General features: G+C 73.1%; 15 protein-coding genes. 8 read left to right on the top strand and 7 right to left on the bottom strand.

Annotated features, from left to right (window positions below; genetic code table 11):
• Positions 1-10 precede the first annotated feature (10 nt).
• The 4 genes from LADH09A_RS12985 to rdgB all read left to right on the top strand — a co-directional run bounded on the left by LADH09A_RS12985 (position 11) and on the right by rdgB (position 3,407).
• Complete coding sequence (locus LADH09A_RS12985; RefSeq protein WP_238645208.1) at positions 11-976, top strand: PLP-dependent cysteine synthase family protein; 966 nt, start codon at positions 11-13, stop codon at positions 974-976.
• A gap of 224 nt (positions 977-1,200) precedes the next feature.
• The gene (locus LADH09A_RS12980; protein WP_238645207.1) at positions 1,201-1,944 is read left to right on the top strand and encodes an MBL fold metallo-hydrolase; all 744 of its coding nucleotides are present in this window, start codon (positions 1,201-1,203) and stop codon (positions 1,942-1,944) included.
• Between the two features lie 67 nt (positions 1,945-2,011).
• On the top strand, positions 2,012-2,737 hold the full coding sequence (gene rph / locus LADH09A_RS12975; protein ID WP_238645206.1) for a ribonuclease PH: 726 nt from the start codon (positions 2,012-2,014) through the stop codon (positions 2,735-2,737).
• Positions 2,738-2,789: 52 nt separating this feature from the next.
• Complete coding sequence (rdgB, locus tag LADH09A_RS12970; protein ID WP_238645205.1) at positions 2,790-3,407, top strand: RdgB/HAM1 family non-canonical purine NTP pyrophosphatase; 618 nt, start codon at positions 2,790-2,792, stop codon at positions 3,405-3,407.
• A gap of 108 nt (positions 3,408-3,515) precedes the next feature.
• Here rdgB and LADH09A_RS12965 read toward each other — a convergent pair whose 3' ends face one another.
• The 7 genes from LADH09A_RS12965 to LADH09A_RS12935 form a co-directional block, all read right to left on the bottom strand.
• Positions 3,516-4,739 carry a DUF6891 domain-containing protein gene (locus LADH09A_RS12965; RefSeq protein WP_238645195.1) on the bottom strand — a complete coding sequence of 408 codons (1,224 nt, stop codon included), beginning with the start codon at positions 4,737-4,739 and terminating at the stop codon, positions 3,516-3,518.
• A 102-nt stretch (positions 4,740-4,841) separates the two neighbouring features.
• Complete coding sequence (gene hutH, locus LADH09A_RS12960) at positions 4,842-6,380, bottom strand: histidine ammonia-lyase (RefSeq protein ID WP_238645193.1); 1,539 nt, start codon at positions 6,378-6,380, stop codon at positions 4,842-4,844.
• A complete protein-coding gene (gene hutI, locus LADH09A_RS12955; protein WP_238645192.1) occupies positions 6,377-7,561 on the bottom strand; it encodes an imidazolonepropionase in 1,185 nt (394 codons plus the stop codon). Before hutI ends, hutH begins: the two co-directional genes overlap by 4 nt.
• Positions 7,558-8,925: a formimidoylglutamate deiminase gene (locus LADH09A_RS12950; RefSeq protein ID WP_238645191.1), complete on the bottom strand. Its 1,368-nt coding sequence runs from the start codon at positions 8,923-8,925 to the stop codon at positions 7,558-7,560. Before LADH09A_RS12950 ends, hutI begins: the two co-directional genes overlap by 4 nt.
• Complete coding sequence (locus LADH09A_RS12945) at positions 8,916-10,118, bottom strand: allantoate amidohydrolase (RefSeq protein ID WP_238645190.1); 1,203 nt, start codon at positions 10,116-10,118, stop codon at positions 8,916-8,918. The genes LADH09A_RS12950 and LADH09A_RS12945 overlap by 10 nt, the downstream gene beginning before the upstream one ends.
• Before the next feature lie 55 nt (positions 10,119-10,173).
• Positions 10,174-11,832 carry a urocanate hydratase gene (gene hutU, locus LADH09A_RS12940; RefSeq protein ID WP_238645189.1) on the bottom strand — a complete coding sequence of 553 codons (1,659 nt, stop codon included), beginning with the start codon at positions 11,830-11,832 and terminating at the stop codon, positions 10,174-10,176.
• Between the two features lie 16 nt (positions 11,833-11,848).
• A complete protein-coding gene (locus LADH09A_RS12935) occupies positions 11,849-12,700 on the bottom strand; it encodes a MurR/RpiR family transcriptional regulator (RefSeq protein WP_238645188.1) in 852 nt (283 codons plus the stop codon).
• Between the two features lie 217 nt (positions 12,701-12,917).
• On the opposite strand from LADH09A_RS12935, the gene LADH09A_RS12930 reads away from it, so the two are divergent.
• The 4 genes from LADH09A_RS12930 to LADH09A_RS12915 all read left to right on the top strand — a co-directional run bounded on the left by LADH09A_RS12930 (position 12,918) and on the right by LADH09A_RS12915 (position 17,604).
• Positions 12,918-14,126 (top strand): hypothetical protein, encoded by a 1,209-nt coding sequence (locus LADH09A_RS12930; RefSeq protein WP_238645186.1) that lies wholly within the window; start codon positions 12,918-12,920, stop codon positions 14,124-14,126.
• 63 nt (positions 14,127-14,189) lie between these two features.
• Positions 14,190-15,323 (top strand): glycosyltransferase, encoded by a 1,134-nt coding sequence (locus tag LADH09A_RS12925; protein WP_372492263.1) that lies wholly within the window; start codon positions 14,190-14,192, stop codon positions 15,321-15,323.
• On the top strand, positions 15,310-16,422 hold the full coding sequence (locus tag LADH09A_RS12920; RefSeq protein ID WP_238645181.1) for a glycosyltransferase: 1,113 nt from the start codon (positions 15,310-15,312) through the stop codon (positions 16,420-16,422). Before LADH09A_RS12925 ends, LADH09A_RS12920 begins: the two co-directional genes overlap by 14 nt.
• A 3-nt stretch (positions 16,423-16,425) precedes the next feature.
• Entirely contained in the window at positions 16,426-17,604 is a 1,179-nt protein-coding gene (locus tag LADH09A_RS12915; protein WP_238645180.1) for a glycosyltransferase, read from the top strand.
• Positions 17,605-17,621 lie beyond the last annotated feature (17 nt).

The raw sequence follows: 17,621 nt of genomic DNA, 5'->3' as shown, positions 1-17,621 counted from the left end.
GTCGTCCGCCATGGCGCGGTACGACAGTCTGCTGGACGCCTGCGGGGGCACGCCGCTCGTCGGCCTGCCCCGGCTCTCGCCGACGGTGCCCGACGGGGCGCCGCCGGTGCGGCTCTGGGCCAAGCTGGAGGATCGCAACCCGACCGGCAGCATCAAGGATCGCGCGGCGCTGTTCATGGTCCGGGCGGCGGAGGAGGCCGGCCGGCTCCGGCCGGGTGACACCATCCTCGAACCGACCAGTGGCAACACCGGCATCTCGTTGGCGATGGTGGCCAAGCTGCGTGGCTACCGACTGGTCTGCGTGATGCCCGAGAACGTCTCCACGGAGCGGATCCAGCTGCTCCGCATGTACGGGGCCGAGATCATTTTCTCGCCGGCGGCGGGTGGTTCCAACCAGGCGGTCGCGACCGCCAAGCAGATCTCCGCCGAGCACCCCGACTGGGTGATGCTCTACCAGTACGGCAATGAGGCCAACGCCCGGGCGCACTACGAGACGACCGGGCCGGAGCTGCTGCACGACCTGCCCACCATCACGCACTTCGTGGCCGGGCTGGGCACCACCGGCACGCTGATGGGCACCGGGCGCTACCTGCGGGAGAAGGTCGACGGCATTCAGGTCGTCGCCGCCGAGCCGCGGTACGGCGAGCTGGTCTACGGCCTGCGCAACATCGACGAGGGGTACGTGCCGGAGCTGTACGACGCCTCGGTGCTCTCCCGGCGGTTCTCGGTCGGCACCCGGGACGCGGTGCTGCGTACCCGGCAGCTCGTGGAGGTGGAGGGCATCTTCGCCGGTTTCTCCACGGGCGCCATCCTGCACGCCGCGCTCGCGGTGGCGCACGAGGCGGTTCGCGACGGCCGGCGCGCCGACGTGGCTTTCGTGGTCTGTGACGGCGGGTGGAAATACCTGTCCACCGGCGCGTACGGCGGCACGCTGTCCGATGCCGAGGACGCCCTGGAGGGCCAGCTCTGGGCCTGACCGACGTGGTCTTACCGGGTGCGGGCCGTCGACGTGTGTCGGCGGCCCGCGCCTTGCCCGCGGCACCGTGAGCAGGTGTCACGTTCGTGACAACTTCGGTTGGATCATTCTTGCTGCCGGGCACCCCGGCGTAGGCTGCGCAGCGTGACGTACGCGTCGGTAGAGATCATGGCTGGGACGACGGCCGGCATGGATGCTACTGACAGTGACAGCGAGACAACTCGATGCGACTGACGGTCCTCGGCTGCGCCGGCAGCTTTCCCGGCCCGGAGTCACCGTGCTCGGCCTACCTCGTCGAGGCCGACGGTTTCCGGCTCCTGGTCGACTTCGGCTCCGGGTCGCTGTCCAGCCTCCAGCGATACGCCGGGCTGCACGCCCCGGACGCGATCCTGCTGACCCACCTGCACTGTGATCACATCCTCGACGCCGTGACGTACGTGGTGGTCCGCCGGTACGCCCCGGACGGCCCCTACCCGGCGCTTCCGGTGTACGCGCCCTCCGGCGCACCGGACCGGCTCAGCGCCGCCTACGGCGACGACGGCACCGTGGAGGACGTGTACCAGTTCTACGCCCTCCAGCCGGGCACCTTCCCGATCGGCCCGTTCTCGGTCACCGTCGACCGGGTCAACCATCCCGTGGAGACGTACGGGGTGCGGCTGGAGCACGACGGCCGGTCCCTGTGCTACTCGTCGGACACGGCGTCCTGCGACGCGCTGCTGCGGCTGGCCCAGAACGCCGACGTCTTCCTCTGCGAGGCCAGCTACCTCGACGGGGTGGACAACCCACCGGATCTGCACCTGACCGGCCGGGAGGCCGGCGAGACGGCGACCAAGGCCGCGGTGGGGCGGCTGCTGCTCACGCACCTGGTCGCGGCCTGGGGCAGCGAGGCGCACACGTTGGAGTCGGCCGCCGCCGCGTACACCGGACCGATCGACGTTGTCCGCCCGGGTGCCAGTTACGACGTCTGACCCTTCCGCACCTGCTCGGCGGGACACCCCGGCGGACGTGGACCACCGCACCGCATAGGGTGCAGGCATGGCGCGACCTGACGGGCGAGGGCCCTCTCAACTCCGACCGGTGACCCTGACCCGAGGCTGGAGCACCCATCCGGAGGGCTCGGTGCTCGTCGAGTTCGGCGGCACCCGGGTGCTCTGCACGGCGAGCGTCACCGAGGGGGTGCCCCGCTGGCGCAAGGGCTCCGGGCTCGGCTGGGTGACCGCCGAGTACGCGATGCTGCCCCGCGCCACGAACACCCGCTCCGACCGGGAGAGCGTCAAGGGCCGGGTCGGAGGTCGCACCCACGAGATCTCCCGGCTGATCGGCCGCAGCCTGCGGGCCAGCATCGACCTCAAGGCTCTCGGCGAGAACTCGATCGTGCTCGACTGCGACGTGCTCCAGGCCGACGGCGGCACCCGCACGGCGGCGATCACCGGCGCGTACGTCGCGCTGCACGACGCGGTGGGCTGGCTCGCCGCCCGGAAGGCGTTGGCGGGTAAGCCGGAGAAGGTGATGCACCGCTCGGTTGCCGCGGTCAGCGTGGGCGTCATCGCCGGTGAGGCGCGGCTCGACCTCTGCTACGAGGAGGACGTCGCCGCCGAGGTCGACATGAACGTGGTGTGCACGGGCGCGGGCGACTTCGTCGAGGTGCAGGGCACCGGTGAGGCGGGCGTGTTCGCCCGCGACCAGCTCGACAGCCTGCTCGACCTGGCCGTTGCCGGCTGCGCCGAGTTGGCCGAAGCCCAGCGGAAGGCACTCGGGTGAGCGTGAGGAGTGAGCTTGCGAGCCCCGCAATCGCGAACGAAGGTGTCCCAGCATGAACAAGGTCCTGCTTGCCACCCGTAACCGCAAGAAGCTGGTCGAGCTCCAGCGGATCCTGGACGGCGCGCTCGGCGCGCACCGGATCGCCCTGCTCGGCCTGGACGACGTCGACCAGTACGCCGAGCTGCCGGAGACCGGCCTGACCTTCGGTGAGAACGCGCTGATCAAGGCGCGGGAGGGGTTCCGGCAGACCGGCCTCCCGACCATCGCCGACGACTCCGGGCTCGCGGTCGACGCGCTCAACGGGATGCCCGGGGTGTTCAGCGCCCGCTGGTCCGGCCAGCACGGCGACGACCGGGCCAACCTTCAGCTGGTGCTGGACCAGATCGGCGACGTGCCGGACGAGCAGCGGGCGGCGTCGTTCGTCTGCACGGTGGCGTTGGTGCTGCCCGGCGGCAAGGAGCACCTGGTCGACGGCCGGCAGTCCGGGCGGGTGCTGCGCGCCCCGCGCGGTGACGGCGGGTTCGGCTACGACCCGATCTTCCTGGGCGACGGCCAGGACCGGACCAACGCCGAGCTGACCCCGGCGGAGAAGGACGCGATCAGCCACCGGGGCAAGGCGCTCCGCGAGCTGGCCAAGCTGATCGCCAAGGTCCTACCGCCCGCCACCTGAGGGGCGCGAGGTCCTACCGCCCGCCACCTGAGGGGCGCGAGGTCCTACCGCCCGCCACCTGACGGGCGCGAGGTCCTACCGCCCGCCACCTGAGCGCCCCGACACGTCTCACCAGCGCTTCGTCACGAGGTCGCCGCCCAGCTCGTCGATCGGGACTCGGTCCTCAGTGGCCAGCACGGTGAGCATCCGTTCGGCCTCGCCGATGGTGGCGATCCGCCCGGTCGAGGTGGACCGCGCCGTGTCCAGCTCTTCCAGCCACAGCCCGTCGCGCTCCCAGGCGACCTGCACACAGCCGCCGGAGCGGCCGAAGGCGGTCAGGAAGTCCCTGCTCAGCGGCCGCATCGCGCGCAGCAGGAGGCGCGCCTCGGCCGCGTCCAGCGGCACGTCCTTCTGGAAGCGGCCGCGGTACTGGTAGGTCGCCTCGAGGAAATCGGGCGGGCCCGGCAGGGCGGCCGCCGGGACCGATCCGCCGGTCAACCGGCGGATCAGATCCAGGCCGTCGTTCCGGCCGACGGTCAGCTCCCGTGCGTCCTGCTCGGGGTACGCGCCCAGCAGGGTGTCCCCCTCCCGTCGAACGACGACAGCGGCGCCCTCATGAGCCGCCCGGATCCGTACGCCGGCAGGCAACCAGGGCAGGTGCAGGCCGGCGAGCCGGGCGGCCGACGACAGACCCTCGGTCGGGGCGTCGCTCCCCGTCCACTGGTCCAGCAGCTCCACGTCGATGTCCACGTCGTCGTCGACAGGTGCGGGCAGCGCGGCCAGCCGGCCGACCCGACGTCGCTGCCAGGTCAGCGCGACCCTGATCCGGGTGCCGGTGTGCCCGTCCCAGTGCACCGTCAACCCTTCGGCGCGCAGCGCCGCAGCGATCTCCTCGCCGACGTCGACCGTCGCGGGCTGCCCGAGGAGGCCGAACGTCAGGTAGACCCCGGAGCCGTCGACACCGCGCTCGGCGTCCTGCCGATGGTAGAAGGCGTAACCCCGGGCGGTGCGACCCCGAGGCACCTCGTCGCCGATCTCGGTAACGCCGCAGTTCTGGCAGCAGGCGAAATCTTCCCGGGCCACCAGCCCGGCGGCCGAGAGCGTCCGGAAGGCCGAGGTGAGCCGGTCGCTGTCGGTGACCTCCGGCCAGCGCGCCTGGGCGGCGAGGTGCGCGCCCAGCTCCTCGGTCACCATCGGCCAGGCTCGGGCCTCAACCTCCGCCGGGTCCGTCTCGCCAGCCAGGTACTCCATCGTCTCGGCGACGATCGCGGCGGCCGGCAACTCGGCCAGCGCCACCTGACGGCGTACGAAGTCCTGGATCTGCTCGCTGAGCCCCTGCTCCTCGATCTCCACGGCGGCGAACGCTAGCAGCACCAGCCGACAGGCCGGCCGGGGCGAACCAGGTGCTGCCGTCCGCCGCCTGACCCGCGGCGGACGACAGCCTCCCGACGGAGGTCAGCCCAGCGGGCCGACCTCCCGTTCGATGGCGGCGCGCAGCTCCGGCCCGGCGACGACCGCTCGGGCCGCCTCCATCACCGGAGCGAGGAACACGTCCGGGCCGGGCGCGCCGGCCGCCGGGCCGAGCGCCGCGACGGCCGCCCGGCCCGCCGGTGACGGCTCCAGCGGCGCGCGCAGTTGCAGGCCGCGTACGCCGGCCAGCAGCTCCACCGCCAGCAGGCTGGTGAGATTGTCCAGCACGGTGCGCAGCTTCTTGGCAGCCGCCCAGCCCATCGAGACGTGGTCCTCCTGCATACCGCTGGTGGGCAGGGAGTCCACCGAGGCCGGGGCGGCCAGCCGACGGTTCTCGGCGACGATCCCCGCCGCCGTGTACTGGGCGATCATCAGCCCGGAGTTGACCCCGGCGTCGGGGGAGAGGAACGCCGGCAGTTCCCGGGATCGGGTGACGTCGAGCAGCCGGTCGACCCGCCGCTCGGCGATCGCGCCCACCTCGGCCGCGGCGATGGCCAGGAAGTCCGCGGCGAAGCCGAGCGGCGCGCCGTGGAAGTTACCGGTCGACTCGACCCGCCCGTCGGGCAGCACGACCGGGTTGTCCACCACGGACACCAGCTCCCGACCCGCGACGGTGCGGACGAAGTCCAGGGTGTCGCGGGCCGCGCCGGCCACCTGCGGGGCACACCGCATCGAGTACGCGTCCTGCACGGCGTGCGCCAGGTCGTCGCGGTGCGAGTCCATCACCCGGGAGTCCTGCAACAGGCGGTGGATGTTCGCCGCCGACGCCGCCTGCCCGGGGTGCGGTCGGATGGCGTGCAGCTCGGGCAGGAACGGTCGCTCGGAGCCGAGCATCGCCTCGATGGCCAGCGCGGCCGTCACGTCGGCCATGGCGAACAGGTGCGCCGCGTCGTGGATGGCCAGCAGCAGCATGCCGAGCATGCCGTCGGTGCCGTTGATCAGCGCCAGCCCCTCCTTGGCGGCCAGCTCGATCGGCTTGAGCCCGGCGGCGGTCAGCGCGTCGGCCGCGTCCTGCCGCTCGCCGGCCGGGCCGAGGACCCAGCCCTCACCGAGCAGCACCAGCGCGCAGTGCGCCAGCGGCGCCAGGTCGCCGGAGGCGCCCAGCGAGCCGTGCTCCGGCACCCACGGGGTGATGTCGTGGTTGAGCAGGTCGACCAGTGCCTCGGCGACCAGCGGCCGAACCCCGGAGCGGCCCAGGGCGAGCGACCGGACCCGCAGCAGCATCATGGCCCGGACCACCTCGCGCGGCATCGGAGCACCCACCCCGGCGGCGTGCGAGCGGATCAGCGCGTGTTGCAGCTCGGCCCGCCGCTCGGGGGCGATGAAGGTGTTGGCCAGCGCACCGAACCCGGTGGAGACCCCGTAGACGGGACGGCCGGACGACTCGATGCCGTCCACGATGGCCCTACTTGTCGCCATCGCGTCGACGGTGGCGGGGTCGAGGACGATCGTGGCGCTGCCGCGGGCCACCGCGAGAACGTCGTCGGCGGAGATCCCGGTGGGCTGGATGGTCACGTGCGTCATTGCGGAACTCCGTTGCGTATTACCTGGCGGATCAGGGGGACACCGGGCCGGTAGGCCAGGTGCAGGTAGGACGGCGCGTCCAGGACCACGAGGTCGGCCCGCGCGCCGGGGGTGAGGACACCGATGTCGTCGCGGCGCAGCGCCCGCGCGCCGCCGGCGGTCGCGGCCCAGACCGCCTCCGCCGGGGTCATCCGCATCTCGCGGACCGCCAGGGCCACGCAGAACGCCATCGACGAGGTGTACGAGGAACCGGGGTTGCAGTCCGTCGCCAGGGCCACGGTGACACCGGCGTCGAGCAGCCGGCGGGCGTCCGGGTACGGCGAGCGGGTGGAGAACTCCGCCCCCGGCAGCAGCGTCGCCACCGTGCGGGTGCCCGAGCCGTCACCGTGGGCCGTGCCGGCCAGCGCGTCCACGTCGGCGTCACTCAGGTGGGTGCAGTGGTCGACGCTGGCCGCGTCCAGCTCCACGCCGAGCCGCACCCCGCCCCCGGGGCCGAGCTGGTTGGCGTGGATCCGTACGCCCAGACCGGCGGCCTGACCGCAGGCCAGGATGGCCCGGGCGTGGTCGACGTCGAACGCGCCCCGTTCGCAGAACACGTCGACCCACTTCGCGTACGGCGCGGCGGCGGCCAACATCGGGCCGCAGACCAGCCCGACGTAGTCGTCGGGGCGGTCGGCGTACTCCGCGGGCACCACGTGCGCGCCCAGGAAGGTGGTCTCGGTGCTGCTCTCGGCGGCGATCCGCAACGAGCGGGCCTCGTCGGCGACCGTCAGGCCGTACCCACTCTTGATCTCCATGGTCGTGGTGCCCTGGCGCAGCGCCTCCCCGCGCAGCCGGCGCACGGTGGCCCGCAGCTCGTCGTCGGTGGCGGCCCGGGTCGCCCCGACCGTGGTCCGGATGCCGCCGCCGGTGTAGGGCTCACCGGCCATCCGGGCGGCGAACTCGGCGGCGCGGTCCCCGGCGAAGACCAGGTGGGCGTGGCTGTCCACGAAGCCGGGCAGCACGGCCGCCCCGCCGGCGTCCAGTCGCCGGTCAGCCGCCGGCGCGTACGCGGACGGGCCGACCCAGACCACCCGGCCCTCCTCGACCAGCACGGCCGCGTCCCGGCGGATGCCCAGCGGGCCCTCACCGGCGCCGTTGGTGACCAGCTCCCCAATGTTGTCGACCAGCAGGCTGCTCATGAGGGCGTGACCGCCTCGATCGACGCCGACAGCTCGGCCGGCACGTCCACGCTCAGGTGCCGGCCGTCGGCCACCACCACCCGACCGTCCACGACGACGTGTTCGACGTCCGCCGCGGAGGCCGCGAAGAACACACCCAACGGAGGCACCCCGGCGGTGCGGGCGGTGTCCAGCCGTACCGTCACCAGGTCGGCGCGGGCGCCGACGGCGATCCTCCCGGCGTCGGCCCAGCCCAGCGCGGCGTGCCCGGCGGACGTGGCCGCCGTCAGCAGGTCGACCGGCGCGAAGTGGCCGCGCCGGCGGGTCCGCAGGCGCTCGTCCAGCTCCACCGCCCGGGCCTCCTCGAACAGGTCGACCACCGCGTGACTGTCGCTGCCCAGGCTCAGCCGGATCCCCGCGTCGGCCATCAGACGGGCCGGGCCGATGCCGTCGGCGAGGTCCCGCTCGGTGGTCGGGCAGAGGCACACCCCGGTCCGGCTGTCGCCGAGCAGGGTCAGGTCGGCGCTGGTCGGGTGGGTGGCGTGCACGGCGGTGGTGTCCGGACCGAGCACGCCGTGTTCGGCGAGCAGCGCGGTGGGAGTGCGCCCGTGCACGGCCCGGCACTCGTCGTTCTCGGCGGGCTGCTCGGAGAGGTGCACGTGCAGGGGCGCCCGCCGCTCCCGGGCCCAGTCGGCGACCGTGCGGAGCTGGTCGGCCGGGACGGCCCGCACCGAGTGCACGGCCGCGCCGACCCGGACGTGGGAGTCCGTCGGCTGGAACGCCGCAGCCCGTTGCGCCCAGCGGGTGGCGTCGCCGTCGCCGAACCGGCGCTGCGGCCCGGCGAGCGCCTGACCGTCCACCGTGGAGGTCAGGTAGCAGGTGTCCAGCAGGGTGAGCCGGATCCCCGCGTGCGCGGCGGCCTCGACCAGCGCCGCGCCCATCTCGTTCGGGTCGTCGTAGGCGCCACCGTCGGGCCGGTGGTGCAGGTAGTGGAACTCGCCCACGCAGGTGATCCCGGCGAGCGCCATCTCGGCGTAGACCGCACGGGCCAGGGCGAGGTAGGTGTCGGGGTCCAGTCGGTCCGCCACCGCGTACATCTGGTCCCGCCAGGTCCAGAAGTCGCCCCGACCGCCGTGGGTACGCCCGCGCAGCGCCCGGTGGAACGCGTGCGAGTGCGCGTTGGACAGGCCGGGCAGGGTCAGCCCGGGCAGCGGCACGGCGTCGGCGTGCACCTCGACCCCGGCCGGTGGCCGACCCTCGGGCGTCAGTGGCGTCACCGCGCTGATCCGGCCGTCCTCGACCTCGATCAGCACGTCGGGTGTGGGTTCGGCGTGCTCGGGCAGCCAGGCGTACTCGGCGAGCCAGCGGGTCGGTGTCACCGGCATGTCAGCTCCTTCAGCACCCGGGTCAGCGCCCGTACCCCGGCGGCACAGTCGTCGTCGGTGGCCGCCTCGGCGGGGGAGTGCGACACCCCGGTCGGGTTGCGCACGAAGAGCATCGCGGTGGGCAGGTGCCCGGCGAGCACACCGGCGTCGTGCCCCGCACCGGTGGGCAGCACCGGCGCGTCGAGCAGCGCGGCCAGCCGTTGCGCCAGCCCGCCGTCGAAGGCGACCAGCGGGGTCGCCGACTCCTCGGTGACCGTCACCGCCGTACCGTCGCGGCGCGCCCGCTCGGCGAGCTTGCCGCGCACCGCCTCGACCAGACCGTCGAGGGTCTGCGGGTCGGCGGCCCGGGCGTCCAGCCAACCGGTCACCCTCGACGGGATCGCGTTGGTGGCGTTGGGCTCGACGGAGACCCGACCCACTGTCGCGTGCGCGCCCCGCAGCCGGGCCTCCTTGTTGGCCGCCAGCACCGTGAACGCGTACGTCAGCATCGGGTCGCGGCGGTCGGCCATCCGGGTGGTGCCCGCGTGGTTGCCCTCGCCGTCGACGTCGAAGCGCCACCGGCCGTGCGGCCAGATCGCGCTGGCCACCGCGACCGGCGCGTCGGTGTCGACGAGCGCGCGGCCCTGCTCGACGTGCAACTCCACGAAGACGCCGAACCGGCCCAGCAGCTCCGGGCGGGCGCCCGCCGGCCGGTCGCCGAGCGCCTCGGCGAAGCTCACCCCGGCCGCGTCGCGCAGCCCGGCCGCGCGCTCGGGCGGCAGCGCCCCGGTGAGCAGCCTCGACCCCAGGCACGGTACGCCGAAACGCGCGCCCTCCTCCTCCACGAACGCCGCCAGCACCAGCGGCCGGTCCGGGGTGACCCCGGCGGCGCGCAGCTCGTCCACGGCGAGGAACGCGCTGACGATGCCGAGCGGCCCGTCGTACGCCCCGCCGTGCGGCACGGAGTCGAAGTGGCTGCCGGTGAGCACGGCGTCCTCGCCCTCCGGGTCACCCCAGTGGGCGAAGAGGTTGCCGTTGCCGTCCTCGGTGACCGGCAGGCCGCGTTGCTCCGCCTGTGCGCGGAACCAGCCGCGCAGCTCCATCTCCGGGGCGGTCAACGCGTACCGCAGGTAGCCGCCGCTGTCGGCGTCCCGCCCGACCGGCGCGATCTCGTCCCACAACGCCCGGAAGCGGGCAGCAAGGTCGTCGCTCATGCTGCACCTCCTTCCTTCGCGACTGCGGAGCTCCGCTGCGCTGCACCCCTCGCGCTCACGCGGGCCCGCCTTCCGTCATGGGCACCCGGACGCCGGTGCGGTCGGCGACCTCGCGGGCCGAGTCGTAGCCGGCGTCGACGTGCCGGATGACACCCATCGCCGGGTCGTTGGTGAGCACCCGTTCGATCTTCTGGCCGGCCAGGGCGGTGCCGTCGGCCACGCACACCTGCCCGGCGTGGATCGACCGGCCGATGCCCACGCCACCGCCGTGGTGGATGGACACCCACGAGGCGCCGCTGGCGGTGTTCACCAGGGCGTTGAGCAGTGGCCAGTCGGCGATCGCGTCGGAGCCGTCGGCCATACCCTCGGTCTCCCGGTACGGGCTGGCGACGCTGCCGGTGTCCAGGTGGTCGCGGCCGATCACCACCGGCGCGGAGAGTTCGCCGGAGGCGACCATGTCGTTGAACCGCACGCCCGCCTTGTCCCGCTCGCCCTGACCGAGCCAGCAGATCCGGGCCGGCAGGCCCTGGAAGGCGACCCGCTCGCCGGCCAGCTTGATCCAACGGGCCAGCGACTCGTTCTCCGGGAACAGCTCCAGGATCGCCCGGTCGGTGGCCGCGATGTCGGCCGGGTCGCCGGAGAGCGCCGCCCACCGGAACGGCCCCCTGCCCTCACAGAACAAGGGCCGGATGTACGCCGGCACGAAACCGGGGAAGTCGAAGGCGCGCTGGTAACCACCGAGCTGCGCCTCACCACGGATCGAGTTGCCGTAGTCGAACACCTCGGCCCCGGCGTCGAGGAAGCCGACCATCGCCTCGACGTGCCTCGCCATCGACGCCCGGGCCCGGTCGGTGAACTCGGCCGGCTTCGCCGCGGCGTAGTCCCGGGCGTCGGCCAGGTCCACCCCCACCGGCAGGTACGCCAGCGGGTCGTGCGCGCTGGTCTGGTCGGTCACGATGTCGATCTCGACGCCACGGCTGAGCAGCTCCGGGAAGACCTCGGCGGCGTTGCCGACCACGCCGACGCTCAGGGCCCGGCGATCCCGCTTCGCGGCGAGGACCCGCGTGACAGCGTCGTCCAGGGAGTCGGCGACCTCGTCGAGGTAGCGGTCGTGCACCCGACGGTCGAGCCGGGTGCGGTCGACGTCCACGATCAGGCAGACGCCGCCGTTCATGGTGACCGCGAGCGGCTGCGCACCGCCCATCCCGCCGCAGCCGGCGGTCAACGTCACCGTGCCGGCCAGGGTGCTCCCGAACCTCTTCGCGGCCACCGCCGAGAACGTCTCGTAGGTGCCCTGGAGGATGCCCTGGGTGCCGATGTAGATCCACGAACCGGCGGTCATCTGCCCGTACATGGTCAGGCCGAGCTGCTCCAACCGGCGGAACTCCGGCCAGGTCGCCCAGTCGCCGACCAGGTTCGAGTTGGCCAGCAGCACCCGGGGCGCCCACTCGTGCGTACGCATCACCCCGACCGGGCGACCCGACTGCACCAGCATCGTCTCGTCCTCGCGCAGGTCGGTCAGCGTGCGGACCAACGCGTGGTACGACGGCCAGTCCCGCGCCGCCTTGCCGGTGCCGCCGTAGACCACCAGGTCGTCGGGGCGTTCGGCCACCTCGGGGTCGAGGTTGTTCATCAACATCCGCAGGGCGGCCTCCTGCTGCCACCCGCGGGTGGTGAGTTGGCTGCCCCGTGCGGCACGGATGGGCTTGGTCATCTCTGGTCTCCTCCGGTCAACCGAGGAACAACTGTCGGCGGGCCGCGGAGGCTTCGAACGCCTCCAGTCGGCGCTGGGTGTCGGCCGGCGCGGCGTCGCAGATCGCCTGCAACAGCACCATGGCCAGGGTCATCGGGGCGGTGTGCAGGTCGAACACGAGCTGCGCGCCGACGGCGGCGGGCAGCACCACGTGGGCGTGCTCGGTGGCCGGGCTGACCGGTGAGTCGGTGATCGCCACCACGGTCAGCCCGGCGGCGCGGGCGTCGCGCAGCGCGTCCAGGGTCTCCCGTGGGTAGCGGGGCAGCACGAAGGCGAGCACGGCGGACGCGCCCGCCTCGGCCGCCTGCTCCAGCCGGTCGGTGAGCAGGCTGCCGCCGTCGTCGAGCACCCGTACGTCCGGGTGCACCTTGGCCGCGAAATAGGCGAAGTACGCGGCCAGCGGCGCGGCGGCGCGCAGGCCGAGCACCGGCAGCGGTCGGCTCTCGGCGAGCAGCCGCCCGGTCTCGGCGATCCGGTCCCGGTCGGCGAGCTGGGCAGCCAGGCGGTCCAGGTTGCCCATCTCCGCGCGTACCGCCTGCTGGAGTTCGTTGCCACCGTCCGCCGATCCGGTCGGCGTCGCGATGGTGAGGTCGCGCAGCCTGCGGCGCAGCGCCGGGTAGCCGTCGTGGCCGAGCGCGACGGCGAAGCGGGTGACCGACGGCTGGCTGACCCCGGCCAGCTCGGCGACCTCGGCGGCGGAGAGGTACGCCACGGCGGGGGCGTGCTGCACGAGGCAGTGCGCGATCCGGCGTTGGGTGGGGGTCAGCCGCACCCCGTCGAACAGGTCGAGCACCTGCTCGACCGACGCCCCGGCAGCTCCTTCATTCACGGCGTGACTCTATGCATCAAAACTTTCAGTCGGCAAGCTTTGACGTGACCACCCGTTTTCCCGAGCTGTCGCACGGCCGACCGGCGGGGCGCTGAGATGGCGCGGGCTCTGTAGGATCCGCACGGCGGTTGAGCGAAGGAGCGGGATGCAGCCGGAAAGCCCATACAGGTACACCCATATGTTGGGCGCATGCCAGGTTGGTAAGGCATGGGCAGCGGTGGATGGGCAGGGCCAGTTCGCCACCGTGGCCGTGTTGGACGGCGTCGCCGCGTCCGACGAGCGGTGGCGTGCGGCCTTTGGCACGGCGGCCAACGCGTTGGCGCAGGCCGCTGGCGGCCACCCCTACGCGGCCGCCGACCTTTCCGCCGCCCATCCCTGGGTGGCCTACCGGGCCAACGAGGGGCACGCGCCGCAGCGGCTCTTCCAGAGCCTCGGCATGGACTACCAGCCGGTGCCCGACCTGCCGGTCTCGGCTCCGCCCACCTCGGCCCCACCCATCCCCGCGCCGCCCACCTCGGCCCCGCCCGGCGTGCCGCAGCAGGTCAGCGGCCCCCCGGAGTCGGTTGCCCCGGCCCCCGAGCTGGTGGCCCACACGCCGCAACTCCCGTGGGCGGTGCACAGCACCCCGGTCTCCGGGCAGCCGGTGTCGGCGTCCCCGCAGCCGGTCTCGGCTGCGCCGACCTCGCCCGGAGGGTCGCTGGGTGAGACACCGACGTTCGCCGGTGGCTCGGCGTCGTCGTCGGACGCCGCCTTCGGCGCTTTCGGTGGGACAGGCCGGCGAATCGCCCCGGTGCGACGCGAGCCGAAGCGGCCGAACTGGATCTGGCCCGTCGGAGCGCTGGTGCTCGCACTGCTCGCCGGCACCGTCGGCTACTTCGTCGGCGGCGCCGGCAGTGACGAGAATCCGTCGCCCTCGCCGTCGGCCAGCGCCTCCCTCGCGCCGTACGAAGCGACGCAGTTCTCGATCAACAAGGCCAAGTTCGACGGCGATCTCATGCCGCTGGCGGAGCCCTGGCTGGCCGAGGCGGGCGGATGCGCCGTCGACACCGAGGTCGGCGGGCCTCCGCTGCCGGCGGACGAGAAGCGGCACGTGTTCTGCCGCTACGGCGGCACCTCCCTGCACTTCGCCCTGTACCCCGGAAAGTCCGAGAAGGACGCGGCGCGTGCCTACCGCCATCAGCTCAACTTCGCCGGTGGCGCCCTCGCGCCGGGGCTGCGTGAGGCCACCCGGACGACGGGCGGGGTGACCGGCGCCGCCGGCAGCTACATCGAGTACGCCTTCAAGGGCGGGGACGACCGGACGGTCTGCGGCGTGTGGTGGGACCGCGACGACGTCGACGGGGCGTTCTACCTGGAGACCCTGTGCGAGGCCGGCATCGCGGGCAACTGGGACGCGTTCCGGGACCTGTGGCGCCGCAACAGCTGATCGTGGTCGGGGCGGGAGACGTCGCACGCCCGGGGCACGGAGTGTCAACAAGAGTGGGGAAAAATGACTTCGTTGAACAACGCTGAGCCGACCGCGGCACCGGTAACGCCAACGCCGCTGCTCGCCGACCGGTCGGTCGCGGTGGTGCACGAGTGGTTCGGCGCCACAGGCGGATCGGAGAACGTCTTCCTCGCCATCGCCGATCTTCTTCCGCACGCACGGCGCATCGTGCTCTGGGCGGATCGGGACGTCGAAGTCGAGCAACTCGGCCTGCACGAGACCTGGCTGGCCCGGACGCCGTTGCGCCGCAGCAAGGCGCTCGCACTGCCCCTCATGCCCCTGGCCTGGCGGACCGTTGGCGACGACCGGTACGACGTGGTCATCTCATCCAGTCACGCCTTCGCTCACACCGTCCGGCTCGGTCCGCCGGAGCGCACCCGGCACCTGAGCTACGTGCACTCGCCCGCCCGCTACGTCTGGAGCCCGGACTTCGACGGCCGAGGCTCGGGGGCGCTGCTCAGCGGCCCCCGCCGGGCGCTCCAGTCGGTCGACGTCCGGTTCAGCCGACACGTGCACGCCTACGCCGCAAACTCACGTGAGGTGCAGGCCCGGATCCAACGGTTCTGGAAGCGCGACGCGGTCGTGATCCACCCACCCGTCGACGTCGAGTACTTCGCTGCGGCCCCGGCCCAGCCTGCCCGCGACTACCTGCTGGGCGTGGGGCGTTGGATCCCGTACAAGAACTTCGACCTGATGATCGAGGTGGCCGCCGAGGCGGGCCTGCCCCTGGTCGTGGCCGGTTCCGGGCCGGAGGAGACCCGCCTGCGCCGGCTCGCGGCCGCCGTTCGGGTGCCGGTGACCTTCGAGGTGCGTCCCTCCCGAGAGCGGCTGCGGGAGCTCTACGCCGGCGCTCGGGCACTGCTGTTCCCGGCGCACGAGGACTTCGGCATCATCCCCGTGGAGGCCCAGGCCTGCGGGACCCCGGTGATCGGCGTGAACAGCGGTGGCCTGCTGGAGACGGTGGTCGACGGCGAAACGGGCTTCCTGCTCGGCTCCATGCGTCCTGGCGACCATGCCGCAGCCGTTCGCCGTGTCGGCGAGCTCGATGCGACGCGCATCCGGCAGCACGCGATGGCCTTCTCACCGCAGCGTTTCAGCAACGAGATGAGCGAGTGGATCGCGCATGAGACCCGCTGAGACGATCGTCGACTGCAGCGGAGTCGGTCCAGGCGGCATCTCTCGCGTCCTCACCGAGGTCGTGCGGTACTGGCCGGCCGGAGAGCCACTCCGCCTCGTCGCCGTACCTCCGAGCTGGGAGACGCCGGCCGAGTCGGGCGCCGACGTCGCGATAGTCAGCCGGCAGGCCGGCGACCGTGCCCGCGCCGTCGCGTCCGCCACCGCCGCACTTCGGCGGGCGACCGCCGAGGCCCGACACGGTGAGGCCGGGGCCCGGGTGCTCTCGCTGAGTCCATCGGTCGCCCTGGTCGGCAGCCAGCTGCCGGTCACCACCGTCATCCACGACCTGGCCTTCCGGCTCTGGCCGCACGATCTGCCGACGTCGGTGCGGCAGTACCGACGGGCCAGCTACGCGACAGCGATCAACCGGTCCCGGCAACTGCTCTGCGTCAGCGCCCGCACCCGTCACGACCTCCTCGGGCTGTACGGCGTGCCCGAGGAGCACAGCACGGTCTGGTATCCGGGCAGTGACGTGCACGTCGTCCCCGGATCGCCGGCACCGGAGATCGCGGCCCGCACCGGCGGAGTTCTCCCGTACCTCCTCGTCGCCGGGCACGCGGCCCACAAGGGGGTCGAGCTCGCCGTCGAGGCCCTGGCCGACATCCCCGGGCACGTGCTGGCGGTGCTGACCGGCGGCCAGCGGATCGCACGGTTCGCCGATGCCGTTGCGGCGTCCCCGGCGGCTGACCGGGTGGTCCTGCTCGACCGGCTCTCCGACGCCGACTACGCTGCCACCGTCGCCGGTGCCGCGGCATTCCTGATGCCGAGTCACTTCGAGGGATACGGACTGCCCGCCGCCGAGGCGCTGCGGCTCGGCACCCCTACTGTCATCTCACCGGACCCGGCTCTGCTCGAGGCGACCGACGGGCGAGCCGTCCGGATGACCGCTTGGACGGCACCGGCGCTGGTCCGAGCGGTGGCCGAGGCACTGGCCGCCCCCCGCCCGCAGCCGGGGGTGGCTGGCCGCTCATGGCGGGACGCGACCGCCCACCTGGCCGATCTACTCGCCACGAACCATGATGCCCGCGCGGTGTCCCAGCCGACTGGAAAGCAGGCCTGAGCAGTGCGGATCGCCATGGTGCACTCGTCGTTCGCGATCCGCGGCGGCGCCGAGCAGTACGTGCGGGACCTGAGTGGTGCCCTCGTCGAGCGCGGCCACGAAGTGCAGGTCTTCAGTCGTCCGTCACCGCACAGCCTGCCCACCGACGCGTCGGTCGACACCAGGGTCTCGGCCCGGCTGGGCGGTGCCGACCCCCGGCTTGGCAAGGTCCTCACCCACCTTGGCGATCTGGCCGATCCGACCGGCCTCCGGCTCGGCGCCCTGCGCGACTTCGCGCCCGACGTGGTGCACCTGCACAACTGGCAGGGCCTCGGCGTCCTGCCGGTGGCGCGGATGGCCCGCACGTGGCCGACCTGCCACACCGTCCACGACTACGCAGTCTGCGACCCGAACAACAGCCTCGCCAACCAGGGTCGGTCGGACCTCACCGACCGTCTCCTGCGAGCCCGGTCCGCCTGGCTGGTCCGGCAGATGCGGGAGGTGTCGATGCTCTGGCCCGCCGCGCGTACCCGCGACATCGCGCAGCGTCATCTTCCGTCCGGATCCACCCTGGGAGGGACGGTCGTACCGCTCGCGGTGCCCGCCACCGGGGCCCCGGTTTCCTGGCCGGCCGGTAACCCGGCGGTTTTTCTGTATCTTGGCGCGCTCAGCGACCACAAGGGCATCGACCTGCTGCTCGACGCGTGGCGTGAGGTGGCTGGCGAGAACGGCGCAACGCTGCTCGTGGGTGGGGACGGCCCGCGTCGGGCCGACGTCGAGGCCGCGGCCCGGGAACTGCCCGGCCTGGAGTATCTGGGCTTCCTCGACGCCGCGGGCAAGGAGGCGGCGATGGGGCGGGCCGGGTGGCTCGTGTTCCCCAGCCAGTGGGCGGAAAACTTCCCGATCTCCTGCGTTGAGGCACTACGGGCCGGACGTCCGATCATCTCGAGTGAGGTGGCCCGGCCACCGATGGCGTCGGAGGACTCCGTCCGGGTCTTCCGGACACGGTCGGAGCTGACCGAGACACTGCGGCGAGCCGCCGCCTCGTCCCGGGCCGACTACGCCGCAGTCTCGGCGGCTGCGGCACGGGATGGGCGCGAGCTGGACTGGGACCGGCATGTCGACGCGGTCGTCGGCGCCTACACCGCCCTGCGTGCGGAGGACGCGGTGCGGCGCCGACGCGTCCCGGCAACTCGACGATGACCACCGGCCGGCGTGCG

Origin of the sequence: Micromonospora cabrerizensis (assembly GCF_022230955.1) — a bacterium.
Classification (GTDB): domain Bacteria; phylum Actinomycetota; class Actinomycetes; order Mycobacteriales; family Micromonosporaceae; genus Micromonospora; species Micromonospora cabrerizensis.
Note: the sequence above shows the minus strand (reverse complement) of the source record. Positions and strands in the feature narration are given on the sequence as shown.